Source organism: Rhabdaerophilum calidifontis, from assembly GCF_008641065.1.
Taxonomy (GTDB): domain Bacteria; phylum Pseudomonadota; class Alphaproteobacteria; order Rhizobiales; family Beijerinckiaceae; genus Rhabdaerophilum; species Rhabdaerophilum calidifontis.
On sequence record NZ_VTRS01000001.1, the window covers coordinates 772,081 to 797,218 of the forward strand.

Genomic DNA, 25,138 nt, shown 5'->3' on the forward strand with positions numbered 1-25,138 from the left:
GGCCCGGTGTTGCGGCCCGCTCTCGGCTATTTCGCCGAAGGCGCCATCAGCCGCGCGGCATCGAGCCGGCGGGGGTTGTTGTCGGCGCCGGAGCCCGGTCCGGGCGCGTGCTCAGCCGCCTCCGCCAGGCCCGTCTCTGCGCGCGGGGCGGGGGCGGGATCCTCGGCGCGGGCCGTGAAGCCGCGGCCGAGCGGCTCGATGCGCAGCAGCGCCGTGCCCTGCCCGGCGAAGCCGAGGGCGCGCGCCGCGCCATGCGAGACATCGAGCACGCGACCGCGCACGAAGGGGCCACGGTCGTTGACGCGCACGATCGTGGTCCGGCCGGTCCGGAGATGGGTCAGCCGGAGCCGGGTTCCGAAGGGCAGGCTGCGATGCGCCGCGGTCATCGCGCCGGGATCGAAGCGTTCGCCGGAGGCGGTCTTGCGGCCGGCGAGTTCGCGGCCGTAATAGCTGGCATGGCCGATGGTCTCGGCGCGGGCAGCGCCGGCGGAAAGGGCGGCCAGGGCCGCAAGCGCGATTCGTTTCATTGCTGAAACCCCCTCTTTCGCGTTTGGCCGGGGCGCTGATTCGCTGGGCCGCCGGCGGGGGGGCGCGTTTGCCGGTCGAATGGGGCGGGATCTCGACTTCAATGGGGCGCGTCCGGCCTTATATGGGGCGCGTCCGGTCTTCCGGGAGGCGATCTCGCGCCGGGCTCTTGCGCGCGCCGGCGCTTCACGCGACAAACGCGCATTCCGCGCGGCGGTGCGCCGCCGCGCCGGGCCTGTAGCTCAATGGTTAGAGCCGGCCGCTCATAACGGTCTGGTTGCAGGTTCGAGTCCTGCCGGGCCCACCAGCTTCACGGTTTTCCGGCCGGGGCCGATCCGGCGCCGTCAGAGGCGGGTTCGATCGTAAATTCATGCGTCAGCGCCGCGGTCGCACCGAGCATGATCGAGGCCGAGCAGTATTTCTCCTTCGAAAGCTCGATCGCGCGCTTCACCTTGGCCTCGGTGAGGCCGTGGCCGGCGACGCGGTAGCTGAGATGGATCCGCGTGAACACCTTCGGGTCCTCGGCGGCGCGTTCGGCCGAAACCTCGACCACGCAATCCGCCACCACCTCGCGGCCCTTGCGCAGGATGAGCACGACATCGAAGGCGGTGCAGCCGGCGAGGCCGACGAGCAGCAGCTCCATCGGCCTGAAGCCGAGATTGCGGCCGCCATATTCGGGCGCCCCGTCCATCACGAGGCCATGGCCGCTGCCGGCCTCGCCGAGAAAGGTCATGCCCTCGATGAGCTTCGCCCGTGCCTTCATGCCGGTCTCCCTCCATTTCGCCGGGCGAGGCTAGCCCGGCGGCATGGCGGAAGGGAAGCCGCGAACGCCGCGAAAAACGCGTCAATCCGCAAGGCGATAGGCCTGACGCAATGTCTCGATGGCGGAGAGCCTCTCCGAGAAGGCGCTCCAATCGTCCTGCGCGGCGATCGGCGCCCAGAGCGCCTCGATCTCGTCGTAGAGCAGGGTGATCGGCGCGTCGCGCTCGAAATAGGGGGCCTCCGCCGGCAAGGCGGCATGGTTTTCGAGCGCGGCACGCAACGCGGCGAAGCCGGCATGCGCATAGAAGGCGGCGCGCGGCCCGGCCAGCGCCTTGGGCAGGCGGGTGGCGCCGCCATAGAGATCGAACATCACCCCCTCGAACGGTGCCTTCGTCGCATGTAGGAAGGCGAACAGCGCCCGGATCAGCGCCTCATCCGCTGTATCGCCAGCCGGGGCGAGCGCGAGCCGCCGGCACAGCGCCGTGCGCAGAGCGGCCCGGAACAGGTCCGGGAACCGCGCGAGCGCCGGTTCCAGCGCCGCGATCGGAGCGAGGAGCAGCAGGCATTCCGCGAGCCGCGCGAGGTTCCAGGCCATCGCTTCCGCCTGGCGGCCGAAGGCATAGAGCCCGGTTTCGTCGAAATAGGCGGCGGTGAAGCCGGGCTCGTAATGCGGCAGGAAGCGAAAGGGGCCGTAATCGAAGCTCTCGCCGGTGATGTTGATGTTGTCGGTGTTGAGCACGCCATGGACGAATCCGGCGGCGAACCATTGCGCCGTCATCCGCGCCACGCGCGCGGCGACTGCCTCCAGAAAGGCCGCGGCCTCCTCGGCCATCGTGCCGCGGCGGGCTTCCGGCAGGTAATGCGTCACCGCATGCGCGAGGAGCCGCGCCATGCCCTCGGAATCGTTCTGCGCCAGCAGGCGCTGGAAGGTGCCGATCCGCAGATGCGAATGCGAGAGCCGCACCAGCACCGCGGCGCGCGTAGGCGAGGGCTCGTCGTTCCGCAGCAGCGCCTCTCCGGTCTCGATCAGCGACATGCTCTTCGAGGTCTCGACGCCGAGCGCCTCCAGCATCGCGGTGGCGAGCACCTCGCGCACGCCGCCCTTGAGCGTGAGCCGGCCATCGCCGCGGCGGGAATAGGGCGTCTGGCCGGACCCCTTGGTGCCGAGATCGAGCAGCCGGCCGCGATCGTCGCGGAGCTGTGCGAACAGGAAGCCGCGCCCGTCGCCGAGTTCGGGATTGTAGGCGCGGAACTGATGGCCGTGATAGCGCAGCGCCAGCGGCGCCGCGAAGCTGCCGGGCAAGGGCTCGAAGCGCGCGAAATGCGCGATCCAGCGCGCTTCATCGAGCGCGCCGAGCCCGCAGCGCGCCGCCCAGCGTGTGTTGCGGAAGCGCAGAATCGCGGCCGGGAAAGGCGCCGGGGCGACGATATCGTAGAAATCCGGGCCGAGCGCAGCGTGGATCGTTTCAGGGCGAAAGGCGGCATTCTCTGTCATGCCTGACCATATAGCGCATGGCTGCGGCCGGGTGAGGCGCGCATGTCTGATCCATCGGACAAAAGCACCGGATTTTGGTTTCCTTTGCCGCCCGTCCGCTCTAGATGAAAATGCGGACGGGAACGCCAGGAATGGCAATGCGCGCGGGGTCGCCGGGGGGCGAGGCCCGCGCCATGTCAGGAGAGCTTTATGCGGCTTGGTTCTCAGATCGCCGTGCTCGCCCTTGTCGGCGGCGCGGCGGCGCTCGGCTGGTCTCAATGGACCCGCGTCGCGCCGGTTCTGGCGCAGGTGCCGGGGTTCGGATTTCTGGCTGCAAAGCCGTCGACCGGGTCGAGGCAGGGCCAGCCGGGCGGCGGCGGGCCGGTGCTCGTCGAGGTTGCCACGCTCGCGACCGGCGCCATCGTCGAGACGACCGAGGCCGTCGGCACGATCCGCGCCTATGAATCGGTGGCGCTGACCGCCAAGGTTTCCGGCATTGTCGATCGGATCAGCTTCGAGGAAGGCCAATCGGTCAAGGCGGGCGATGAACTCGTCCGCCTCGATGTCGCCGAGCGTCGCGCCGATCTCGAAGCCGCGCGCGCCGCGATCGCCACCGCCCGCGCCAAGCGCGAGGAGACGATGCAGAAGCTCCAGCGCGCGCTCGCCCTGCGCCAGACCGGGGCGGGAACGGAAGCGCAGGTCGCCGACCTGACGGCGCAGGTCAAGACGGCGGAGACCGATGTCGTCGCTGCCGAGGCGCGGGAGCGTTCTGCCGCCGCGCGGCTCGACGATCTCATCCTGCGCGCGCCCTTCGAGGGGCGCGTCGGCCTGCGGCAGGTTTCGCTCGGTGCGGCGGTGGATAGCAAGGTCACCATCACCACGCTCGACGACATCTCCCGCATGCGGCTCGATTTCGCGGTGCCGGAGACCCTGATCGCCCGGATCGCGGTCGGCAGTCCGGTCGCGGCGGAATCGGTCGCCTTCCCCGGCCGTGCCTTCTCCGGCACGGTTTCGGTGATCGATACCCGCATCGATACCGTGACGCGCGCGGCGCGGGTGACGGCGGTGATCCCCAATCCGGACCAGGCGCTCAAGCCCGGCATGTTCATGACCGTGCGGCTGCGCGTCGCAACGCGCGAGAACGCCGTGCTTGCGCCGGAGGAGGCGATCGTCGCCGAGGGGCCGCGGCAGATCGCGTTCCGGGTCCGCGACGGCCGGGTCGAGCGCCGTGTCGTGACGATCGGCCAGCGGCAGGACGGCAAGGTCGAGATTCTCGACGGCCTCGCCGCCGGCGACGTGATCGTCGTTCGCGGCGTGCAGCGCGTGCGCCAGGGCGTTCCGGTGCAGACCCGGCCGGCCTTCGGGCCGCCCGGTTCGGCGCCGGCGGCGGGGAGCGTGCCGCCGCCCGGGCCGGATCGCAAGGCGTAAGGCGGGAGGCAGCCATGCAGGTTTCGGACCTCACCATCCAGCGCCCCGTCTTTGCGAGCGTCATCAGCCTGCTGCTCTGCGTGGCGGGGCTCGCGGGGCTTTCCGCGCTGCCGGTGCGCGAATATCCGGCCGTGGACCCTCCGGTCGTCTCGATCTCGACCGCTTACAAGGGCGCCTCGAACGAGGTGATCGAAAGCCGCGTCACCGAGGTGATCGAGCGCGCCGTCGCCGGGATCGAGGGCATCACCAACATCTCGTCCTTCTCGCAGAACGACCGTTCCTCGATTTCGGTGGAGTTCGATGTCGGGCGCGATCCCGATGCGGCGGCGGCCGATGTGCGCGACCGCGTCGGCCGGGTGCTGGCGCGGCTACCGGACGGAGCCGACGCGCCGGTCATCCAGCGCATCGATTCCAACGCCCAGGCGATCATGTGGATCGGCGTCACCTCGAACAATCTCGACGCGCTCGAATTGACGGATTTCCTGCGTCGCGTGGTGGTCGACCGGCTGGCGACGGTGCCCGGGGTTGCGAGCGTCAATATCGGCGGCGAGCGCCGCTTCGCCATGCGCATCCAGATCGACCGCACCGCACTCGCGGCGCGCGGCGTCACGGTGCTGGAGGTCGAGCAGGCGATCAGGCGGCAGAATGTCGATCTCCCGGGCGGGCGGCTGACATCGAACCAGCGCGAGCTGACGATCAAGACCGATTCGAAGCTCGGTTCGGCGGAGGAATTCGCGCGGATCGTGATCGCGAGCCGCAACGGCTATCAGGTCCGGCTCGGCGAGGTGGCGCGGGTCGAGGTCGGCGCCGAGGACGAGCGCTTCGAGTTCTTCGCCGGGGGCAAGACCGCGATCGGGCTCGGCATCATCCGGCAATCCACCGCCAACACGCTCTCGGTGGCCGAGGCGGTGGCGGCGGAGCTTGAATTGCTCCGTCCGGCCTTCCCGGAAGGGACCACGGCGCAGGTGCTCTACAACGAGGCGAATTTCATCCGCGCCTCGATCAACGGCGTGCTGACGACCTTGGCCGAGGGCATCGCGCTCGTCGTGCTCGTCATTCTCGTGTTCCTGCGCGACTGGCGCTCGACGCTCGTCGCCACCACCGCAATTCCGGTCTCGATCATCCCGACCTTTGCCGTGCTGTGGATGTTCGGCTTCTCGATCAACGTGCTGACGCTGCTCGCGGTGGTGCTGGCGATCGGCATCGTCGTCGACGATGCGATCGTCGAGGTCGAGAACGTGCATCGCCGCATCGAGGAGGGCGAGCCGCCGCTGCTCGCTTCCTTCATCGGCGCCCGCGAGATCGGCTTCGCCGTCATCGCGACCACGATCACGCTGATGAGCGTGTTCGTGCCCATCGCCTTCATGAGCGGGCAGACCGGGCAGCTCTTCCGCGAATTCGGCATCACGCTCGCGACGGCGATCTTCTTCTCCGGCGTCGTCGCCCGGACGCTGACGCCGATGCTGTGCTCGAAGCTGCTGACCCAGCATCACGGCTGGGTGCATCGCGTTACCGAGCCGGCCTTCGCCGCCATGAACCGGGGCTATCGAAGCATGCTCCGCGGCGCGCTTGCGGCGCCGCTCATCGTCATCGCCGTCGGTGTGGTGATCTCGGCCGCGGCGGTGCAGCTCTTCGCGATCGTGCCGAAGGAATTCGCACCGGTCGAGGATCGGGGCACGATCATCATTCCGATCACGGCGCCGGAAAGCGCCTCGCTCTCCTACACCCGCGAGCGGGTGAAGGAGGTCGAGGCGATGCTCAAGCCCTATGCCGATCAGGGCGTGATCTCCACGATGCTGACCATCGTCGCGCCGGGGCTGCAACGGCCGGCGCCGGTCAATTCCGGGCTGATCATCGCCCGGCTTGCGCCGTGGGAGGCGCGCAGCATCAAGCAGCAGCACTTGCAGCAGCAATTGCTGGCGCGGGTGCAGGCGGTGCCGGGCGCGCGCGTCTTCCCGATCAATCCGCCCTCGCTCGGGCAGCGCGGCTTCCAGCAGCCGCTCCAGTTCATCATCGGCGGCCCGGATTTCCCGACCCTTGCCGCCTGGCGGGACATCGTCCTGGAGAAGGCGAATGCGGCCGGGATCTTCCGCAATCTCGACAGCGATTACAACGAGCGCCAGCCCGATCTCCGCGTCCGGATCGACCGCGCCCGCGCCGCCGATCTCGGCATCGCCATCGACGATATCGGGCGCAGCCTCGAATTGATGTTCGGCGAGCGCGAGGTCTCCACCTTCGTCGATCGCGGTATCGAATATCTCGTCATCATGCAGGCCCGCCAGCAGGACCGGATGCGGCCGGACGATCTCAAGAACGTCTTCGTCAAGACCAGTTCGGGCCAGCTTGTGCCGCTCTCCAATCTCGTGACCCTCGCAGAGATCGCGGGGCCCCAGCGGCTCAACCGCAACGACCGGCTGCGCTCCATCACCATTCAGGGCTCGCTCGCGCCGGGTGTGACGCTCGGGCAGGGGCTCGACACGCTCGACCGGATCGCCAGGGAGAACCTGCCGGCGGAGGCGCGGATCAGCTATGGCGGCCAGTCCAAGGAATACCGGCGCGCAAGCTCCTCGCTCGCCATGACCTTCGGCTTCGCGCTGCTGGTGGTGTTCCTGGTGCTCGCCGCGCAGTTCGAGAGCTGGATCGCGCCGGCGGTCATCATGGTCACCGTGCCGCTGGCACTGACCGGCGCGCTCGCGATCCTGGTGGCGACGGGGCAGACGCTCAATGTCTACAGCCAGATCGGTATGATCCTGCTGATCGGCATCATGACCAAGAACGGCATCCTCATCGTCGAGTTCACCAATCAGCTGCGGGAGCGCGGGCTCTCGGTTTATGACGCGGTGCTCGAAGCCTCGGAGATGCGGCTCCGGCCAATCCTGATGACTTCGATCGCCACGATCTGCGGCGCGGTTCCGCTCGCCGTCTCGACCGGCGCCGGCGCCGAGGCGCGCTCGACGATCGGCTGGGTGATCATCGGCGGATCGGGGCTCTCGACGCTGATGACGCTGTTCCTCGTTCCGGCCGTGTTCCTGCTCGTCGGGCGGTTCTCGGCGCCGCGCTCGACGATCGCCGAGCGCATCGCCGAGCTTCAGGAGCGCTTCGCCCGCCGCGACGCGAAGCCGGAGGAGGGGGGCGCCCGCGCGCATCCGGCCGAATGAGCCAGCCTGACGATTCGTTTACCATTCCGCACTAGGATGGTTGAAGCGGATCCTCGTGCGGACGGATCGACATGCGCGTGCTTTTCCTCATTCCGGTGCTGATCGCGGGGCTGTTCGGAGGCCTTGCGGCGCCGCGCGCCGGCGAGATTAATGTCGTCGGAACCGGCGACGGGCTCGAAATCCTGCGCGCCGTGGCAGCCGCCTACACGACGGAGCATCCGGGCACGAAGATCCTGGTGCCGCCGAGCATCGGTTCGGGCGGCGCGATTGCGGCGGTGGGCACCGGCCGGGAACGTCTCGGCCGGGTGGCGCGGCCGCTGACCGCGGCCGAGACGCAGAGCGGCCTCGTCTCGGTGCCGATCTTCGAGATTCCCTCCGCCTTCTATGTCCATCCCGGTGTCGGGGAGATCGGCCTCACCTCCGCCCAGCTCGCCGCGATCTTCTCCGGCAAAGAGAGCGAATGGGCGCCGTTTGGCGGTCCGCCGCTGAAGATCCGCATCGTGCGGCGCGAGGAGGCGGATTCGACCCTCCAGGTTCTGCGGACCGCGTTTCCCGACTTCCGCGACGTGAAGATCACCGCCCGTTCCAAGCTTGCGCTGACGACGCAGGAGGCGTTCGATTCGATCCGCGAGAATGCCGGCGCCATCGGCTTCGGCCCCTATTCCAGCGCCGCCGCAGCGACGATGCCGGTGGTGCGGGTCGATGGCCGGCGGCCGCTCGACCCCGGCTATCCGGCGATCGTCACGCTGGCGCTGGTCTATATGCCGGAGCGGATCGACGACGAGATCCGCGATTTCATCCGCTATTTCAACGCGCAGAAGGCGCAGGCGATCATCAGAGAGGCCGGCGGCAGACCCGTCCGGAGATGAACCTGATCCAGCGTCTTATCCGGCCCTTCGGGCGCTCCATCGCCTTTCGCTGGGCGCTCTATGTCGTTCTCGCGGCCGGATTCGGCTTCGCGGCCCTGCTCGGCGTTACGTTGAGCGAGATGGAATCGCAGCTCGATGCCGAGGGTGCGACGGTGGAGGTGCTCGCCCGCCAGAAGACCGCCGAGCGCATGGATGCCGAGATCGGGCTGGTGCAATATCGGCTGATCGGGATGGTTCAGGGGCTCGAGGATTCGCTGCGCGCGGTCGCGGGGTTCCGGACGACGCAGGCCGCGATCCGCCACCGCAACGATGTTGCCATCGCCGAGGAGATCGGCAAGCAGATCGTGCGCGCCGGGTTCACGGGCGCGCTGGTGCTGGATGCCGAACTCAACGTGCTGGGCTCCGACAAGACCGGCGCCGAACTGGTCGCGGCCAGCCGGGCGCTGGAGCTGCACGAGTTCCGGCAGAGCTTTTCGGCGTTGCTGCGCAATGCCGATCCTGCCGCTCCGGTGGCGTTCCGCCATGTCGGGCTGTTCGATCCGGCGCTCGCGGCGATGCTGATTTCGCCGGTCCAGGACGAATACGGCGCCCTGGTGGCGTTGCCTGTCTTCGATGATTTCGGCGAGCCGGTGGCGCTGCTGATCGGGTTTCGCGTCTTCGAGCGCAGCGAGCCGCGGCTGCTCGAATTCGCCGATATCACGAAATCGGTCGTGGCGCTGGTTGTCGGAATGCGTGTGATCTCGATCGCCGGCTCGGATGCGGATCTGCTCCAGTTCACGCCGGCGGGGGCGGACGGGCTGCTCGGGGTGCCGGATCTCGCCTCGGTCGGGCGCTGCCGCGAGACCTTTCCCTTGCTCAGGATCTGCGTCGTGCATCGGCTCGACGAGGTTCAGCGCTTCCGCAACGAGATCCTGGAGATCGGCCGCGCGCAGTTCGAGCGCACGCGCCAGACGCTGTTCTCGATCGGCGGGCTGTCGATGCTGATCATCCTCTTGCTGCTCGTCGGCCTCGGACGGCATCTGACGCGGCCGCTTTCGGAGATCACGCAGGCGGTCAACGGCGTCGCCGGCGGCGAATGGCGCGTCGAGGTCCGGCATACCGGGCGGCTCGACGAGGTTGGGCAGATCGCGCGCGCCGTGGCCTCGATGCAGGTGGCGCTCGCCGAGCGCGACCGCATGCGCCAGGAAATGGTGCGGATCGACGCCATCAACCAGCGCCGGCTGGTGCTCGACGCCGCCGTCGGGCGCTTCGAGGATAGCATGGCCGTGGTGATGAAGGACATCACCGATACCGTGCGCGCGCTCGGCGAGACCAATGCCGCGCTCGACGAGGCGGCCCGGCGCGCCGAGGCCCAGGTCGAGACGATCCGCCATGCCTCGAGGGCGACGGCGACGCGCGCCACCGCCGTCAGCCGAACCACGCGCGAAATGTCGAAGACGATCCGGGAGATCGCCCGGCGCGTGCGCACCACCTCGGGCGTCATGCATCAGGGCGAGAGCCGCGCCCGGCAGGTCGAGGATCGGCTCGGCGAAGTCACGAGTGCCGCGCGTGGCGCGGAGGACGCAATGAATGTCGTGCAATCGCTGACCGCCGACATCGCGCGGATCGGCCTGCGCGCCGCGATGGAGGCGATGGCGGGCGGTGCAGGCGAGGGCGGCTATTCTCCGCTCTCGGAGACGATCGGCGCGCTCGCCCAGCGTGCGGGCGAGGCTTCGGAACTCGTGACGCAGGCGCTCGGCCGGCTCGGCGCGGTGGCGGATGGCGCGGTCGACGCGATCGGCGCCGTCAAGGACGATCTCGGCGTCGCGCTGCGCGAGGCCAAGGAGATCTCGGTCGCGATCGAGGAGCAGGACGCGGCAACGAAGGAGATCGCCGATGGGCTCGGCCATTCAGCCAGCGCGCTGCTTGCGCTCGCGGATTCGGTCGATCAGCTCCGCAGCAATCTCGCGAGCGCGCAGGAGGTCTCGGCCGATTTCGTCGCCACGGCGCGGCGCATCGCCGATGATGCCCGCGCGATCGATGGCAGCGTGCGCGCCTTCGTGCGCGATGTCGTGGCCTGAGGCTCAGCGCCGCGCGGCGGCGTCGCGCCGCAACGCCTCGCCGGCCGGCGCCGGTTCGGCGAGCCCCGCCGCCAGGCTCTCGATCTGGGCATGGACCGGCGAGGGCTTCGGCCGGTTGCCGGTCAGGAAGCGGACGATCTTCATCCCCAGCGGCATGTCGTTGCCCGAGGGCAGGAACGGATCGGCATAGCAGGCCGCCCCCGCCGCGCGGGCGAGCGCCTTGATGCTCGCCACCATCTCGCCGGAGCCGGCGGCATAGACCGTGTCACCCGGCCGCAGCGCGGGTAGATGCTCGATGGCGCGGCCGGTGCGGGCCGGCGGCAGCGGGGTGGCACCGGAAGCGGTGAGAATGGCCTCCGCCGCGCCGTGGCGGGCGAGCCAATCGAACGCCGGGCGCATGTAGAGGTTGCGCGGGTCGCGCGTCGAGGCGATCACATGCAGCGGCCGGTGCGGCTGGCCGAGCCGTGCGGCGACCGCGATCGACCAGTTCGGCGCGAAGCCGGTGCCGGAGGAGACGAGCACGATCCGCCCCTCGCCCTGGCGGAGATAGGCGTTGCCGAACGGCCCGCGCACGCGGACCTTGCGTCCCGGCGCGATGCGCCCGCCAAGCGCCGAGGAGACGATGCCGTCATCCATCTGGCGGATATGGAAGATGAGCTGGTTGATCTCGCGCAGCCCGTCCAGCGTCAGCGTCGGACTGTAATCGCGCTCCGGAAACCCGGCGAAGGCGACCTTCATGTATTGGCCGGGGAGATAGGGCACGGATTTGCTGGTCTCCACCGTGATCTCCAGGATCTCCCCGCCGAGATTGCGGATCGCGGTGACGGTGCCGCCGGTCTTCATCGCGAGAGGCACCGGTTCGAAGCCGATCTCGGCATCGCCGCTCACGCGCGCCTGGCAGGCGAGGATGGTGCCGTCTTCCTCGGTGCCGGCGGCGTCGACGGTGCCGCCGCGAAGCGTGACGCGGCAGGTCTCGCACTGGCCGGTGCAGCAATCCTGCGGGATGACGATGCCCGCCTCCAGCGCGGCCTCGATCAGAGTCGCGCCGGGGCTGGCCTGGATCGTGCGGCCATTGATGGTGAGGTTGCGCTTTCCACTCATGGCATCCGCTCCGTCAGCGGATGTCGAGCCGCACCCCCCGCACATGGCGGGTATGGCGCGTCTGGTTGTGGTCGAAGACCGAAACCCAGAGATAGACCGGTTTGCCCTCGGTGAAGTCGATGTCGAATTTCGAGCCACTGCCCTTGAGGGAGCGCTTCGCCTCCAGCGTCCACCAGCCATCCTTCCATTTCGGCGCGGCGCTCACGTCGGCGCGGTCGCCCTCGTAGGTTCCGCCGATGATGACGCCGGGCAGCACGGTGCCGACGGGAATGGCGGCATCCAGCTCGGCGGAATAGGGCAGCGTTTCGGCCTCGAACATCCACCATTGGGCGCCCTCGTCGTCGCTGACATTGACGTCGAGGTTGATCGTTCCCATCCGCGCGACGATGGCGCGATAATCCTTCGGCAGGCGCGGCACGGTGACGGGGCCGCGATAGCCGCCGGGCGGTTCGCCCTTGTAATTGTAGGCGTAGAACGCCTTGCCGGGATCCTGGAGATAGCCGGCTGAATAGCGTTCCGTTCCCGCCTGCTGGCGGGCATTGGCGGGATAGGGCGGGCCGAAATGCATGTCGTCCACCTTGCCGAGATGGCCGCCGCGGGAGGCTTTCCATTGCCACATATCGGCATAGGAACCATCGGTTGTGTAATGGAGCCCGCGGCCGTTGAGCGCGCCGGGAAGGGTATCGAGCGGTTTGGGTCCCAGATGCGTCACGCCGCCGCCGAAGGCATCCGTGCGGGCGAAGAGCACCGCGAACTTGTCCTCGTAATAGGCGCTCTCGTCGGCGATGTCGGCGTGGTTGTGCAGCAGGTGCCAGCCATCCGCGCGCTTGATCACCGGCAGGCGCTTCAGCGACCGCGTCGGATCCTGCCAGCGGAAGGCGAAATAGATCGTGTCGCCGTCATGGGCGGCGCGGATCTCGACCAGGGATTCGCCGCGCCCGCCCGCAAGGTTGAAGCCCTGCTGGGTCCGCACCCGCGCCGGCACCATGCCTTTCCAGGCGGGATCGTCGAGTTCGCCGTCGAGCACCGGCGCCACCGCGATCTTCGGCGCGACGAGCCGGTCGCGCGTGCCGAGATCCATCGCGGCGATGGCGATGGAGGCGATGGCGCCGATCGCGAGCGCGGCGAGAAGCGGGCGGGGTTTCGCGAGCGGCCCGGCGACCAGCCGTGCGGGCAGGAAGATGCGCAGGAGCTGTTGCCAGCCGCCCTGCATGAAATGCCCGACGATATGGATCACGAGATAGGCGACGAGCGCGATCGCCAGGGCGGCATGGATATCCACCACCAGCCCGCCCCAGCCGAGATAGAGCAGGATGCCGGTGGCCATCATCGCGAGCGTGAGCAGATAGAAGCCCCAATGCATCGAGACATTGAAGGCTTGCCATTTCAGCCGCGCCGGCGCCTCGACGACCAGAAGGCGGAGCCGCGCCAGCGCGTTGCGGCCCGTGAGCGCGGCGCGGTTGAGATAGACGAGATACGCGCTCGCCAGCCCGAACATCGTCAGCGCCGCGTAGAAATGGATGGTCCAGACATCGCCCTGGAGCAGAATCGGCGCGACAAGGCGCGAGAACACGGCATTGGCGCCGTCCCATGCGATGCGGAAGCCGGTGATCATCGCCAGGACCATGGCGATCGCCATGCTCCAATGCAGCAGGAAGGTGCCGAGATCCGTTCGCGGCAGACGGGGCCGCCCTCGGGACGGTTCGGCCCCATCTGCTCCAGCTTCGATATCTGGCTGCACCATGATCGCCCCCCCCTGTTAGGGTAAATGAACCGTTAAGGCGCAATTTAGCCAAAATGACGTTCCGATCCCACGGAATTCGTCCCCGTTGATGAATCATCATGGTTAACGCGATGCACTGTTCCCGCGTGTGCGCCGCGCCGCAGGGTTGCATCGCCTGTGCGTTCCGCCGCGCGGCGGCTGACAGGAGGCGCCGGCGCCGCTAGAACGCGGCGGGTTCCCGTTCCGGAGAGGCTCATGACCACCTTCGCCCAGGCCAGAAAAATCGCCGACACCGCCCTGACCTTTGCCCGCGAGCGCGGGTTCAAGCCGCTCTCCATCGTTGTTCTCGACGCGCGCGCACAACGAAAGGTTGTATTAACCGAAGACGGAACCCCGCTCAAGCGCGCGGAGGTCGCCTATGGCAAGGCGCATGGCGCGCTGGCGGCGGGGGTCGGCTCGCGGAGCCTGATGAAGATGGCGATGGAGCGGCCGCTCTTCATCCAGTCGGTCATGCATGTCGCCGATGGCGCGCTGGTCCCGGTTCCGGGCGGCGTGCTCATCCGCGAGAACGGCGCCGTGATCGGCGCGGTCGGGATCTCGGGCGACACGTCCGACAACGACGAGGCGGCCGCGGTTGCAGGCATCGAGGCCGCCGGCCTCACCGCCGATCCCGGCGCATAGCCGTTATTCCCGCACCGGCCGCTGGAGCCGGCCGGTGCGGAGCACGAAGCCGATCACCTCGGCGACGGCCTTGTAGAGCGGGACCGGGATCTCGGTCTCAAGCTCGACCTGCGACAGGGCGGTGGCGAGAACCGGGTTCTTCTCGATGGCGATATCGTGTTCGGCCGCGGTGGCGATGATCCGCTCGGCCACCTCGCCGCGCCCCTTGGCGGTGACGATCGGGGCGCCGTCGCCGAAATCGTAGCGGAGCGCGACCGCGAGGCGCTGCTGCTCGGGTTTTGTCATGTCCGGCGGTCCAGCATCGGCGCGTGGCGCGCCGGGCGGCTCAGCGGCATGCCGTCCCTGACATCGAGCCGTGTCACCTCGAAGGCGGCGTCGGTCAGGGCAGCGTGGAGCGCGCCGATCTCCGCGCGCGCGGTGCCGGCGGTCGCCGGGCGCTCGGCCCAGAGCGTCACCGCCACTGCCTGACCGCGCAGCGCGATCTCGGCCTGGACGGGTCCGGTCTCCTCAAGGTCGAGCGCGACGCGGATCTTCCACGGAAAGCCTTCCTCGGCCTCGGTGTTGCCTTCGTTTTCGACCGCGTAGGCGGGCGGCTCCGCCGCGAACGGGTTGTGCTCGATCACGAGCCCGAGCATCGCGGTCTGCGGCCGCTCGTGCCCTTGCGTCGCGAGCGGGATCTGGAGCGCGAGCCGCAGCGGCGCACCGCGCTCGTCGGTCAGGCGGATCTCGGGATGTTCGGGGAGCGAGGCGAGCTGCATCAGCTTCACGCGCTCGAGGGCGCCGTCCGCCGCGCGCAGCATCTCGGCTGCGCGGGCGTGCTCGGGGTTCCGCGCGGCCTCGGCACGCAGGCGCAGGAGCTGGCTCTTGAGATCCGCCGGCGCTTCGCCCCGAGCCAGCGCGCCCTCGAGGAACAGGCCGGAGGCGCGGATCGCGCGTTCGAGCCCTTCGGCATGGCCCAAGGCATGCGGAAGCGCGCGCCCGGCGGCCAGCGCCCGCAAGGCGGCGGCGAGCGACGGCGGTAGACTGGTTTCGCCCTCCGATGCGGCGAGCAGCGCCTCGATCGCGGCGCCGAGCGGGATCTGGCGGGCGGCGCCGCGCTGCACGGCCTCGGCGATCTCGGGCAGCACAGGCCGCGCGATGAGCCCGGGCCGCAGCGCCGGCGCGGCCTTGCCGCGCGCGGGAATCGCGGCTCCGGCCGGCTCGCCCTGGGGGAAGGCGATGCCGGCGAGCCGCGCGATCGCGGCACCGAGCGTTCCATGCGGGAAGGCGCCGGCGAATTGCGGGGCCGGGCCGACGCTGGGCCCCGCGGGCTGGCTCTGCGCCTGCACGTTGACCATGGTCGCCGGACCCGGCACCGGGCGGGCGGGAATATCGGCAGGCAAGGCGAGCGACGCGCCCGCCCGCAACAGCGCCGGATTGGCAAGCCCCTGGCGCAGCAGATCCGGCGGCAGCATCACATCGACGAGCCCGCCGGCGATCATCACCCGCGCGACGCCGTTCTCGGGCGGCGTGACGATCACCGCGCGGATCGCGGCGGCGGCGGATTGCAGGCTGCCCTGCGGCGTATCCCCGGCGCGGGCGTTGAGCCGCGCCGCGCCCTCCACCGGCTCGACCGCGGACATGAAGGCGGTGAGGCTCTCCGCCTTCAATTCCTGGATCTTGGCGAGGGTGATGGCGGATATCGGCATGGCCCGTGATGCCCGGATGAAGGATGGCGCATCCTGCCACGGCAAGCGTTTCGGCTTCGTTGCGCGCGGTGGCGAAAAGCGCCGCATGGCATTGCGGTTGCCGGCCCGCTCGCCTACAACCCCCGCCGTCCCCCCTTTCCGGCGCCGGAGGGCGCCCCGATCCCTGTTCGCGAGGCACGATGTCCCGTCAGTTCATCTACCACATGCGCGGCCTGACCAAGGTCTATCCGGGCGGCAAGAAGGTGCTCGACAACATCCACCTCTCCTTCTACCCGGACGCCAAGATCGGCGTGCTCGGCGTCAACGGCGCCGGTAAATCGACCCTGCTCAAGATCATGGCCGGGATCGACAAGGAATGGACCGGCGAGGGTTGGGTGGCGGAGGGCGCGCGCGTCGGCTACCTGCCGCAGGAGCCGCAGCTCGACAACAGCCTCAATGTCCGGGAGAACGTGAAGCTCGGCGTCGCGGCAAAGCAGGCGATCCTCGACCGCTACAACGCGCTGATGGCCGATTATTCCGACGAGACCGCCGAGGAGGCGGCGAAGCTCCAGGACATGATCGACAGCCAGAACCTGTGGGACCTCGATTCCAAGGTCGATCAGGCGATGGACGCCCTGCGCTGCCCGCCGGACGATTGGGCCGTGGACAAGCTCTCCGGCGGCGAGAAGCGCCGGGTCGCGCTCTGCAGGCTGCTGCTGGAGGCGCCGGAACTGCTGCTGCTCGACGAGCCGACCAACCATCTCGACGCCGAGACCGTGAACTGGCTCGAGGCGCACCTACGCGAATATCCGGGCGCGATCCTGATCGTCACCCATGACCGCTACTTCCTCGACAACGTGACCGGCTGGATCCTCGAACTCGATCGCGGCCGGGGCATTCCCTACGAGGGCAATTATTCTTCCTGGCTCCAGCAGAAGCAGAAGCGGCTCGAGCAGGAAGGCCGCGAGGATGCCGCCCGCCAGCGCACCATGGCGCGCGAGCAGGAATGGGTCGCGGCCTCGCCCAAGGCGCGGCAGGCCAAGAACAAGGCGCGCATCCAGCGCTACGAGGAGCTTGTCGCCAAGGCCGCGGAGAAGGCGCCGGATACCGCGCAGATCATCATCCCGATCGCCGAGCGGCTCGGCGGCAACGTCATCGATTTCGAGCATCTCAACAAGGGCTTCCAGGACAAGCTCCTGATCGAGGATCTGTCGTTCAAGCTGCCTCCCGGTGGTATTGTCGGCGTGATCGGGCCGAACGGCGCCGGCAAGACGACGCTGTTTCGCATGATCACCGGCGCGGAGAAACCCGATGGCGGCACGATCCGGATCGGGGATTCGGTCAAGCTCGGCTATGTCGACCAGTCCCGCGACGCGCTCGACGACAAGAAGACCGTTTGGGAGGAAATCTCCGGCGGCGCGGAGGTGATCTATCTCGGCAAGAAGCAGATGCATTCCCGCGCCTATTGCGGCGCCTTCAACTTCAAGGGCGGCGATCAGGAGAAGAAGGTCGGCATGCTCTCGGGCGGCGAGCGCAACCGCGTGCATCTTGCCAAGATGCTCAAATCCGGCGCGAATGTGCTGCTGCTCGACGAGCCCACCAACGATCTCGATGTCGATACGCTCCGCGCGCTGGAAGAGGCGCTCGAGGATTATGCCGGCTGCGCCGTCATCATCAGCCATGACCGCTGGTTTCTTGACCGCATCGCGACGCATATCCTCGCCTTCGAGGGCGACAGCCATGTCGAATGGTTCGAGGGCTCGTTCTCGGATTACATCGAGGACAAGAAACGGCGGCTGGGGGCGGATGCCGTGGAGCCGAAGCGCATCAAGTATCGCAAGTTCGCAAGGTAAGCCGGCGAAAGCCGATCCGTTGCACAATGTCATGCCGGGTCTGTCAGGGTATCCCTAGTCAGGCCCAAGGCGAAGCCGCGCGTCCGGCCTACCTCTTCTGTGGAGATGGAATCCGGAAGTGATCGTCTCCCCGCGTTCGTCGCTCCGCCAGACGGCTTGCATCCAAGAGGCTTGCATTGCCAGATAGAATGACATAAACATATCTTTATGTCGTTTTCCAGGGCCGCCTCCATGCATGATGCTGTTCTCCCGGAGCCCCAGGCCGGGCCGGGCGACTTCGGCTTCGGCGCCATGCTCGCCGCGCTCGAAGCCGCCGGGGAGGCGACCCGCCTCAGGATTCTCGCGCTGCTTGCCGACGGGGAGCTGACCGTCACGGAATTGATGACCATTCTCGGTCAATCGCAGCCGCGCGTCTCGCGGCATCTCAAGCTCTTGGTCGAGGCCGGGCTGGTGGACCGCCATCGCGAGGGCGCCTGGGCCTTCTTCCGCTTCGCCGAGAAGCCGGTGGCGCAGGCGCTGCGCGCCGGGATCGTCGCGGCGCTCGATCCGGCGGATGATATCCTCGCCGGCGACCGGCGGCGGCTCGAGGCGGTGCGCGCCGAGCGCAGGAGCCATGCCGCCGCCTATTTCGCGGCGCATGCGGCGGATTGGAACCGCATCCGCGCGCTGCATGTGCCGGAGGCCGAGGTCGAGGCGGCCATCCTCGCTCTGCTCGGCGGCGAACCTGCCGGGGCGGTGCTCGATCTCGGCACGGGCACCGGGCGGATGCTCGAAATGCTGGCGCCGGGGGCTTCCCGCGCGGTGGGGCTCGATGTCAGCCCGGCGATGCTCGCGGTCGCGCGCGTCAATCTCGATGCGGCTGGCCTCAAGCATGTCCAGCTCCGGCAGGGCGACGCCTATGCCCTGCCGCCGGATCTCCAGCGCTTCGATCTCGTGATCCTGCATCAGGTGCTGCATTATCTCGACGATCCGGCCCGCGCCGTGCGCGAGGCCGCGCGGGCGCTCAGGCCCGGCGGGCGGCTGCTGATCGTCGATCTCGCGCCGCATCAGGAGGAGGCGTTGCGCGAGCGCCATGCCCATCGCCGGCTCGGCTTCTCGCCGGCGGAGATCGAATCCTTCCTCGCCGAGGCCGGGCTCGCGGGCGAGGCCAGCCGGCTGCTGCGCCCCGGACCCGATGCCGAGGCCAAGCTCGCCGTCTCGCTCTGGCTCGGCCGCGACACCCGGATCGAGGGGGATTTCCCGCTGCGTGCCGTCCCCGGTTCTTCGTCCCCCCATCGCGAGGTTGCGTGATGAACGCCTTTCCCGTCCGCTCGAGCCGCCGCCCGGACACGTTGCCGCTCGGCATCTCCTTCGAGTTCTTCCCGCCGAAGAACGAGGCGATGGCCGCGACGCTCTGGGCCTCGATCGAGCGGCTGGCGCCGCTTGCGCCGCGCTTCGTCTCGGTGACCTATGGCGCCGGCGGCTCGACGCGCGAGCGCACGCACCAGACGGTGAAACGCATCCTCGACGAGACCGGCCTCAAGCCGGCCGCGCATCTGACCTGCGTCGCGGCGACCAAGGCCGAGACCGACGCCATCATCCGCGATTACTGGGAGATCGGTGTCCGGCACATCGTCGCGCTGCGCGGCGACCCGGTGGAGGGGATCGGCGCCGCTTTCGCACCGCATCCCGAGGGCTACCAGGGCTCGGCCGATCTGGTGGCCGGCATCCGGCGCATCGGCGATTTCGAGGTGGCGGTCTCCGCCTATCCCGAGAAGCATCCCGACAGTCCGTCGGTCGAGGCGGAGATCGACCTGCTGAAGCGCAAGGTCGATGCCGGCGCGACGCGGGCGATCACACAGTTCTTCTTCGATAACGACCATTATTTCCGCTATCTCGACCGCGTGCGGAAGGCGGGGATCGGCATCGAGATCGTGCCGGGGATCCTGCCGGTGCAGAATTTCAGACAGGCTGCAAGCTTCGCTGCCCGCTGCGGCACCGAGGTGCCGGCCTGGCTCGCCCAGCGCTTCGAGGGGCTTGACGAGGATGTCGAGACCCGACGCCTCGTCGCGGCGGCGGTGGCGGTGGAACAGGTTTTCGACCTGCTCGACCGCGGCGTGTCCGAGTTCCATTTCTACACGATGAACCGGGCCGATCTCGTCTTCGCCATCTGCCATATGCTGGGGATGCGGCCCCGGCCCGCGGCGCTCGCGGCGTGAGCGGGAGACGAGCATGACCTTCACCGCCGATGGCGCCGAAATCCGCGCCGCGCTCGAAGCCGCCGCCCGCGCGCGCATCCTCGTGCTCGACGGCGCGATGGGCACCGAGATCCAGAATCTCAAGCTCTCCGAGGAGGATTTCCGGGCCGAGCGGTTCCGGAGCTGGAACCATCCGCTCAAGGGCAACAACGACCTCCTGATCCTCACCCAGCCCGATGCGATCCGCGCCATCCATCGCGAATATTTCCTCGCCGGCGCGGATATCGTCGAGACCAACACCTTCTCCTCGACCTCGATCGCCCAGGCCGATTACGGCATGGAGGCGCTCGCCTATGAACTGAACCGCGAGGGGGCGCGCCTCGCGCGGGAGGCTGCCGCGCAGGCGGCAGAGGTGGATGGCCGGCGGCGCTTCGTTGCCGGCGCGGTGGGCCCGACCAACCGCACCGCCTCGATCTCGCCCGATGTCAACAATCCCGGCTTCCGCGCCGTGACCTTCGACGATCTCGCGGTGGCCTATGGCGAGCAGATCCGCGGCCTCATCGATGGCGGCGCCGAACTCATCCTCATCGAGACGATCTTCGACACGCTCAACGCCAAGGCGGCGGTTTTCGCGGCCAAGCGGCTGTTCGCGGAGACCGGCAACGCCCTGCCGGTGATGATCTCCGGGACGATCACCGACCTCTCCGGCCGGACGCTTTCCGGCCAGACACCGACGGCGTTCTGGCATTCGCTGCGCCATGCCGAGCCGTTCTCGATCGGGCTCAATTGCGCGCTCGGCGCCCGCGAGATGCGCGCGCATCTCGCCGAGATCGCCCGGGTTGCGGACACTTTCGTCTGCGCCTATCCCAATGCCGGCCTGCCCAACGAATTCGGCCTCTATGACGAGAGCCCGGAGGCAACGGCGGCGCTGATCGGCGAATTCGCCGAGAGCGGGCTCGTCAATATCGTCGGCGGCTGCTGCGGCACCACGCCCGCGCATATCCGTGCGATCGCCGGGGCTGTGGCCGGCAAGGCGCCGCGCGCCCTTCCCGAGATCCGGCCGCTGCTGCGGCTTTCCGGGCTCGAGCCTTTCGTGCTCGACGAGACCATCCCGTTCGTCAATGTCGGCGAGCGTACCAATGTCACCGGCTCGGCGCGCTTCCGCAAGATGATCAGCGAGGGCCGGCTCGCAGATGCGCTCGACGTGGCCCGCGACCAGGTCGCGAATGGTGCGCAGGTCATCGATATCAACATGGACGAAGGCCTGCTCGATTCCGAGCGGGCGATGGTCGAGTTCCTCAACCTCATCGCTGCCGAGCCGGACATCGCCCGCGTGCCGGTGATGATCGATTCCTCGAAATTCGAGATCATCGAAGCGGGCCTGAAATGCATCCAGGGCAAGGGGATCGTGAACTCGATCTCGATGAAGGAGGGCGAGGCGAAGTTCATCGAGCAGGCCCGGACCGTGCGCGCCTATGGCGCGGCGGTGGTGGTGATGGCCTTCGACGAGAAGGGGCAGGCCGATACCTACCAGCGCAAGGCCGAGATCTGCGCGCGCGCCTATCGCATCCTCACCGAGCAGGTCGGTTTTCCGCCCGAGGACATCATCTTCGATCCGAACGTTTTCGCGGTCGCGACCGGCATCGAGGAGCACGACAATTACGGCGTCGATTTCATCGACGCGACGCGGTTCATCCGCGAGAACCTGCCGCATGCCCATATCTCGGGCGGCGTCTCGAACCTCTCCTTCTCGTTCCGCGGCAACGAGCCGGTGCGCGAGGCGATGCATTGCGTGTTTCTCTACCATGCGATCAAGGTCGGCATGGATATGGGGATCGTGAATGCGGGCCAGCTCGCGGTTTATGACAATCTCGATCCCGAGCTGCGCGAACTCTGCGAGGACGTGGTCCTCAACCGCCGCAAGGACGCGACCGAGCGGCTGCTCGAAGCGGCGTCGCGCTTCAAGGGCGACGGTCAGGCGCAGGCCCGCACCGCCGATCTCGCCTGGCGCGATGCGCCGGTGGAGAAGCGGCTGGAGCATGCGCTCGTCAACGGCATCACCGAGTTCATCGAGATCGACACCGAGGAGGCGCGGCTTCAGGCCGAGAAGCCGCTGCATGTGATCGAGGGGCCGCTGATGGCGGGGATGAACGTCGTCGGCGACCTGTTCGGCGCCGGCAAGATGTTCCTGCCGCAGGTGGTGAAATCGGCGCGGGTGATGAAACAGGCCGTTGCCTATCTCCAGCCCTATCTGGAAGCGGAGAAGCGCGCCTCCGGCCTCGCCGAGATGCCGGCTGCCGGCAAGGTGCTGATGGCGACGGTGAAGGGCGATGTCCACGACATCGGCAAGAACATCGTCGGCGTCGTGCTCCAGTGCAACAATTACGAGGTCATCGATCTCGGTGTCATGGTGCCGAGCCAGACCATTCTCGAAACTGCGCGCAAGGAAAAGGTAGACATCATCGGCCTTTCCGGCCTCATCACCCCCTCGCTCGACGAGATGGTGCATGTGGCGAGCGAGATGGAACGCGAGGGGTTCGCGATTCCGCTGCTGATCGGCGGCGCGACGACGAGCCGCGTGCACACTGCGGTGAAGATCCATCCGGCCTATTCCAGGGGGCAGACGGTCTATGTCACGGATGCCAGCCGCGCGGTGGGCGTCGTCTCCTCGCTGCTCTCGCCGGAGATGAACGACAATTACGTCGCCACGATCCGCGCCGAATACGCCAAGGTGGCCGAAGCCCATGCCCGCGCCGAGGCGGACAAGGCGCGCCTGCCGCTGGCGAAGGCGCGCGAGAATGCGATGAAGCTCGATTGGGCCGGCTACACGCCGCCGAAGCCGACCTTTACCGGCACGCGGGTGTTCCGGACCTACGATCTCGCCGAAATCGCCCGCTATATCGACTGGACGCCGTTCTTCCAGACCTGGGAGCTGAAGGGCCGGTTTCCCGCCATCCTGGAGGACGAGAAGCAGGGCGAGGCCGCGCGTGGCCTCTGGGAGGATGCGCAGGCGATGCTCAGGCGCATCATCGACGAGCGCTGGTTCCAGGCCAAGGCGGTGATCGGCTTCTGGCCGGCCAATGCTGTGGGCGACGATATCCGCCTTTATACCGGCGAGAGCCGCAGCGAGACGCTGACCACCTTCCACGGGTTGCGCCAGCAGCTTTCCAAGCGCGACGGGCGGCCCAATCTCTGCCTGTCCGATTTCGTTGCGCCGGCGGGCGTGAAGCCGGATTGGCTCGGCGCCTTCGTCGTCACGGCCGGGATCGGCGAGGATCGCATCGCCGACAAGCTCAAGGGCCGCAACGACGATTATTCCTCGATCATGGCCAAGGCGCTGGCAGACCGGCTCGCGGAAGCCTTCGCCGAGCGGATGCACGAGCGGGTGCGCCGCGAGTTCTGGGGCTATGGCGCCGCCGAAAGCTACACGCCGGAGGAGCTGATCGGCGAGCCTTATGCCGGCATCCGCCCGGCGCCGGGCTACCCCGCCCAGCCCGACCATACCGAGAAGCGCCAGCTCTTCGACCTGCTCCAGACGGAGCGGCGCATCGGCGTGAAGCTCACCGAGAGTTTCGCGATGTGGCCGGGCGCTTCGGTGTCCGGGCTCTATTTCAGCCATCCCGAGAGCCATTATTTCGGGGTGGCGAAGGTGGAGCGCGACCAGGTCGAGGATTATGCCGCCCGCAAGGGCATGGAGATCCGGGAGGTCGAGCGCTGGCTCGCGCCCATCCTCAACTACGATCCGGCGGCCTATGTGGTCGCGGCGGAGTGAGGCCGGGAGCTAGCCGGCGGCGCAGAGGGCCCGCAGCATCGCCAGTGTCTCCCCGTCCGCAACCCCGTCCACGCATTCCTGCCGCCAATGGCGCTGGAAGGCGGCGACGACATCGAAAGTGCGCCGGTCATAGACGCCGGTGATCTCGATCCCGTAGCCGAAACGCGCGAACATGGCCTGCAGGGCCCGGATCGGCAGCCCCTCGTCGCCGGGGCGGAAGACGGGCGCGGGTGCCTGTCGCGTCCCGTGGTCGGCGCCGACATCCGCCGGCCAGAGCCCGAGCCCCGCCTCGGCCAGCCGCGCCCAGGGGAATGTCTCGCCGGGGTCGATCTTGCGCCCCGGCGCGATATCCGAATGCGCGAGGATGCGGGAATCGGCGATGCCCCAGCGTGCCTTGATATCGGCGGCGAGACGGATCACGGTGGCGATCTGCACCTCGGGGAAGGAGGGGCCGGGCGGCGGCAGCGGGTTCGGGCCGCCATCCGGCAGGGGGGTGAGATCGTGGCCCGGATGAGCGATCTCGATGCCGATCGAGCGCGAGTTCATGTCGGTCTCGCCGGCCCAGATGCTCTTTCCCGCGTGCCAGGCGCGGCGGCTCTCCGGCACCATCTGCCAGACGCGCCCGTCCTCGAACACGAAATAATGGCAGGAGACTTCCGAGAGCGGATTGGCGAGCCAGAGCAGCGCCGAGGCTGCGTCGCGCATGCCGGTGTAATGCAGGATGATCGCATCCGGCCGTGCAACCCCGCGCCGCGGGCCATGGTTGGGCGAGGGATGGAGCCGATCAGCGACCGGGGAATCCGGGATGGCCGTCCCAAAATCCGAGCATCCCGCGGCCGGCATGTCTGCGGTGAGGCCGGGAGGCTCGGGGCAACCGGGGATCGCGGGGGAATCAGGCATGGCGGCAGGGTAGCGCCGCCATGCCGGGTTTCAAGCCGTGCGGATCCGCGTCAGTCGAGGTAGCGGTAGCGCGTGCAATAGGCGTTGCCGTACACGTCGTAGCGCACGCGAACGCATTGCCGGCGCGGCCGGGTCGCATCCGCGATCACCGCGCCGCCGACGGCGCCGATCGCCGCACCCGCGAGCGCGCCGCCCGCGCGGCCGGTGGCCGCGGCGCCGATCAGCGCGCCGGCGCCGGCGCCGAGCAGCGCGCCGCCTCCCACCCGTTCCTCACGCGCTGTGCAGGCGCCAAGGCCGGCAGCCACGATCGCGATGGCGGCAATCGAATACATCTTTCGCATGGTTTTCTCCCTGTACGACCGGACCTTCGGCCCCGAACTAGGCAATCGATCTTCTTCCACGCGGCGCCGGATTCCTCAAGTGCGATAGCGCACAGCGGCGCGGGAATGCATTGTTTAAAGGCCCGGCCCGGATTCCGGAGCCAGTTTGCATGCTGCACCGGCAAGTGCGGCATTTCCTTGACGCGTGAGCCCCGGCGCGCCTAACACCACCGATCCAGCCGGCCGGGCGGCCGCGGGGCATTTGCCTCGAGGAAAGTCCGGGCTCCACGGAGAGACGGTGGCGGCTAACGGCCGCCGGGGGCGACCCCAGGGAAAGTGCCACAGAAAGCAGACCGCCGGGGCATGCCCCGGCAAGGGTGAAAGGGTGCGGTAAGAGCGCACCGCGCCGCCGGCAACGGCGGTGGCAGGGCAAACCCCACCGGGAGCAAGACCGAATAGGGGCGGCGCGCGGTTCGCCGCGGGGCCTTCTCCGGCCCGCCGCCCGGGTTGGTTGCCCGAGGCCGCGCGCGAGCGCGGTCCCAGATGAATGGCCGCCACGTTCTGCCGCAAGGCGGGGCCCTACAGAACCCGGCTTACAGGCCGGCTGGTCCTTTCCTTCTTCCCGCCGGCGCAGCGACTCGGCGCCGCTTCCCCGCCGGGTGTTTCCG

General features: G+C 68.6%; 18 protein-coding genes, 1 tRNA gene and 1 other RNA gene. 11 read left to right on the plus strand and 9 right to left on the minus strand.

Annotated elements, in window-relative coordinates:
* Window positions 1-26 precede the first annotated feature (26 nt).
* Entirely contained in the window at window positions 27-527 is a 501-nt protein-coding gene (locus FWJ24_RS14900) for a septal ring lytic transglycosylase RlpA family protein (protein WP_150286416.1), read from the minus strand.
* A gap of 229 nt (window positions 528-756) precedes the next feature.
* Between FWJ24_RS14900 and FWJ24_RS03770 the strand changes: the two genes are divergently transcribed.
* Window positions 757-832: transfer RNA gene (locus FWJ24_RS03770), tRNA-Ile, on the plus strand.
* Between the two features lie 3 nt (window positions 833-835).
* On the opposite strand, the gene FWJ24_RS03775 is transcribed toward FWJ24_RS03770, so the two are convergent.
* Together FWJ24_RS03775 and FWJ24_RS03780 are read right to left on the minus strand one after the other, a co-directional pair.
* Window positions 836-1,288, minus strand: a complete 453-nt coding sequence (locus FWJ24_RS03775) for an OsmC family protein (protein ID WP_150286417.1) — start codon at window positions 1,286-1,288, stop codon at window positions 836-838.
* Between the two features lie 81 nt (window positions 1,289-1,369).
* Window positions 1,370-2,782: a protein adenylyltransferase SelO family protein gene (locus FWJ24_RS03780; RefSeq protein WP_150286418.1), complete on the minus strand. Its 1,413-nt coding sequence runs from the start codon at window positions 2,780-2,782 to the stop codon at window positions 1,370-1,372.
* 189 nt (window positions 2,783-2,971) lie between these two features.
* On the opposite strand from FWJ24_RS03780, the gene FWJ24_RS03785 reads away from it, so the two are divergent.
* The 4 genes from FWJ24_RS03785 (at window position 2,972) to FWJ24_RS03800 (ending at window position 10,276) form a co-directional block, all read left to right on the plus strand.
* The gene (locus FWJ24_RS03785) at window positions 2,972-4,189 is read left to right on the plus strand and encodes an efflux RND transporter periplasmic adaptor subunit (protein WP_150286419.1); all 1,218 of its coding nucleotides are present in this window, start codon (window positions 2,972-2,974) and stop codon (window positions 4,187-4,189) included.
* A gap of 14 nt (window positions 4,190-4,203) precedes the next feature.
* Window positions 4,204-7,347, plus strand: a complete 3,144-nt coding sequence (locus FWJ24_RS03790) for an efflux RND transporter permease subunit (RefSeq protein WP_150286420.1) — start codon at window positions 4,204-4,206, stop codon at window positions 7,345-7,347.
* Window positions 7,348-7,418: 71 nt separating this feature from the next.
* Window positions 7,419-8,216, plus strand: coding sequence for a PstS family phosphate ABC transporter substrate-binding protein (locus FWJ24_RS03795; protein WP_150286421.1), 798 nt, complete (start codon window positions 7,419-7,421; stop codon window positions 8,214-8,216).
* Complete coding sequence (locus FWJ24_RS03800) at window positions 8,213-10,276, plus strand: HAMP domain-containing protein (protein ID WP_150286422.1); 2,064 nt, start codon at window positions 8,213-8,215, stop codon at window positions 10,274-10,276. The genes FWJ24_RS03795 and FWJ24_RS03800 overlap by 4 nt, the downstream gene beginning before the upstream one ends.
* 3 nt (window positions 10,277-10,279) lie before the next feature.
* On the opposite strand, the gene FWJ24_RS03805 is transcribed toward FWJ24_RS03800, so the two are convergent.
* On the minus strand, window positions 10,280-11,377 hold the full coding sequence (locus FWJ24_RS03805) for a 2Fe-2S iron-sulfur cluster-binding protein (protein WP_150286423.1): 1,098 nt from the start codon (window positions 11,375-11,377) through the stop codon (window positions 10,280-10,282).
* Between the two features lie 13 nt (window positions 11,378-11,390).
* A complete protein-coding gene (locus tag FWJ24_RS03810) occupies window positions 11,391-13,121 on the minus strand; it encodes an ethylbenzene dehydrogenase-related protein (RefSeq protein ID WP_150286424.1) in 1,731 nt (576 codons plus the stop codon).
* A gap of 234 nt (window positions 13,122-13,355) precedes the next feature.
* On the opposite strand from FWJ24_RS03810, the gene FWJ24_RS03815 reads away from it, so the two are divergent.
* Complete coding sequence (locus FWJ24_RS03815; protein WP_150286425.1) at window positions 13,356-13,781, plus strand: GlcG/HbpS family heme-binding protein; 426 nt, start codon at window positions 13,356-13,358, stop codon at window positions 13,779-13,781.
* Window positions 13,782-13,784: 3 nt separating this feature from the next.
* Here the strand turns inward: FWJ24_RS03815 and FWJ24_RS03820 are convergent, their stop codons facing one another.
* Together FWJ24_RS03820 and fliK are read right to left on the minus strand one after the other, a co-directional pair.
* Window positions 13,785-14,066, minus strand: a complete 282-nt coding sequence (locus FWJ24_RS03820) for an EscU/YscU/HrcU family type III secretion system export apparatus switch protein (protein ID WP_150286426.1) — start codon at window positions 14,064-14,066, stop codon at window positions 13,785-13,787.
* Window positions 14,063-15,469: a flagellar hook-length control protein FliK gene (fliK, locus tag FWJ24_RS03825; RefSeq protein WP_150286427.1), complete on the minus strand. Its 1,407-nt coding sequence runs from the start codon at window positions 15,467-15,469 to the stop codon at window positions 14,063-14,065. The genes FWJ24_RS03820 and fliK overlap by 4 nt, the downstream gene beginning before the upstream one ends.
* A gap of 179 nt (window positions 15,470-15,648) precedes the next feature.
* On the opposite strand from fliK, the gene ettA reads away from it, so the two are divergent.
* From ettA to metH, 4 genes are all read left to right on the plus strand, one after another.
* Entirely contained in the window at window positions 15,649-17,301 is a 1,653-nt protein-coding gene (gene ettA, locus FWJ24_RS03830) for an energy-dependent translational throttle protein EttA (RefSeq protein ID WP_150286428.1), read from the plus strand.
* Between the two features lie 231 nt (window positions 17,302-17,532).
* The gene (locus FWJ24_RS03835) at window positions 17,533-18,591 is read left to right on the plus strand and encodes an ArsR/SmtB family transcription factor (RefSeq protein ID WP_425468890.1); all 1,059 of its coding nucleotides are present in this window, start codon (window positions 17,533-17,535) and stop codon (window positions 18,589-18,591) included.
* Entirely contained in the window at window positions 18,591-19,499 is a 909-nt protein-coding gene (gene metF / locus FWJ24_RS03840; protein ID WP_150286429.1) for a methylenetetrahydrofolate reductase [NAD(P)H], read from the plus strand. The genes FWJ24_RS03835 and metF overlap by 1 nt, the downstream gene beginning before the upstream one ends.
* Before the next feature lie 13 nt (window positions 19,500-19,512).
* On the plus strand, window positions 19,513-23,250 hold the full coding sequence (gene metH, locus FWJ24_RS03845) for a methionine synthase (protein WP_150286430.1): 3,738 nt from the start codon (window positions 19,513-19,515) through the stop codon (window positions 23,248-23,250).
* A 9-nt stretch (window positions 23,251-23,259) separates the two neighbouring features.
* Here the strand turns inward: metH and FWJ24_RS03850 are convergent, their stop codons facing one another.
* A complete protein-coding gene (locus FWJ24_RS03850; RefSeq protein ID WP_150286656.1) occupies window positions 23,260-24,093 on the minus strand; it encodes a peptidoglycan recognition protein family protein in 834 nt (277 codons plus the stop codon).
* 107 nt (window positions 24,094-24,200) lie between these two features.
* Window positions 24,201-24,491 carry a glycine zipper domain-containing protein gene (locus FWJ24_RS03855; RefSeq protein WP_150286431.1) on the minus strand — a complete coding sequence of 97 codons (291 nt, stop codon included), beginning with the start codon at window positions 24,489-24,491 and terminating at the stop codon, window positions 24,201-24,203.
* A gap of 214 nt (window positions 24,492-24,705) precedes the next feature.
* On the opposite strand from FWJ24_RS03855, the gene rnpB reads away from it, so the two are divergent.
* Window positions 24,706-25,082: RNase P RNA component class A (rnpB, locus tag FWJ24_RS03860), an RNA gene on the plus strand.
* The last annotated feature ends 56 nt before the right edge of the window (window positions 25,083-25,138 follow it).

Excerpts from the sequence above, each read along its gene's own strand:
- FWJ24_RS14900 (WP_150286416.1), bottom strand. The coding sequence starts at position 527 with ATGAAACGAATCGCGCTTGCGGCCCTGGCCGCCCTTTCCGCCGGCGCT.
- FWJ24_RS03775 (WP_150286417.1), bottom strand. The coding sequence starts at position 1,288 with ATGAAGGCACGGGCGAAGCTCATCGAGGGCATGACCTTTCTCGGCGAG.
- FWJ24_RS03780 (WP_150286418.1), bottom strand. The coding sequence starts at position 2,782 with ATGACAGAGAATGCCGCCTTTCGCCCTGAAACGATCCACGCTGCGCTC.
- FWJ24_RS03785 (WP_150286419.1), top strand. The coding sequence starts at position 2,972 with ATGCGGCTTGGTTCTCAGATCGCCGTGCTCGCCCTTGTCGGCGGCGCG.
- FWJ24_RS03790 (WP_150286420.1), top strand. The coding sequence starts at position 4,204 with ATGCAGGTTTCGGACCTCACCATCCAGCGCCCCGTCTTTGCGAGCGTC.
- FWJ24_RS03795 (WP_150286421.1), top strand. The coding sequence starts at position 7,419 with ATGCGCGTGCTTTTCCTCATTCCGGTGCTGATCGCGGGGCTGTTCGGA.
- FWJ24_RS03800 (WP_150286422.1), top strand. The coding sequence starts at position 8,213 with ATGAACCTGATCCAGCGTCTTATCCGGCCCTTCGGGCGCTCCATCGCC.
- FWJ24_RS03805 (WP_150286423.1), bottom strand. The coding sequence starts at position 11,377 with ATGAGTGGAAAGCGCAACCTCACCATCAATGGCCGCACGATCCAGGCC.
- FWJ24_RS03810 (WP_150286424.1), bottom strand. The coding sequence starts at position 13,121 with ATGGTGCAGCCAGATATCGAAGCTGGAGCAGATGGGGCCGAACCGTCC.
- FWJ24_RS03815 (WP_150286425.1), top strand. The coding sequence starts at position 13,356 with ATGACCACCTTCGCCCAGGCCAGAAAAATCGCCGACACCGCCCTGACC.
- FWJ24_RS03820 (WP_150286426.1), bottom strand. The coding sequence starts at position 14,066 with ATGACAAAACCCGAGCAGCAGCGCCTCGCGGTCGCGCTCCGCTACGAT.
- fliK (WP_150286427.1), bottom strand. The coding sequence starts at position 15,469 with ATGCCGATATCCGCCATCACCCTCGCCAAGATCCAGGAATTGAAGGCG.
- ettA (WP_150286428.1), top strand. The coding sequence starts at position 15,649 with ATGTCCCGTCAGTTCATCTACCACATGCGCGGCCTGACCAAGGTCTAT.
- FWJ24_RS03835 (WP_425468890.1), top strand. The coding sequence starts at position 17,533 with ATGCATGATGCTGTTCTCCCGGAGCCCCAGGCCGGGCCGGGCGACTTC.
- metF (WP_150286429.1), top strand. The coding sequence starts at position 18,591 with ATGAACGCCTTTCCCGTCCGCTCGAGCCGCCGCCCGGACACGTTGCCG.
- metH (WP_150286430.1), top strand. The coding sequence starts at position 19,513 with ATGACCTTCACCGCCGATGGCGCCGAAATCCGCGCCGCGCTCGAAGCC.
- FWJ24_RS03850 (WP_150286656.1), bottom strand. The coding sequence starts at position 24,093 with ATGCCGGCCGCGGGATGCTCGGATTTTGGGACGGCCATCCCGGATTCC.
- FWJ24_RS03855 (WP_150286431.1), bottom strand. The coding sequence starts at position 24,491 with ATGCGAAAGATGTATTCGATTGCCGCCATCGCGATCGTGGCTGCCGGC.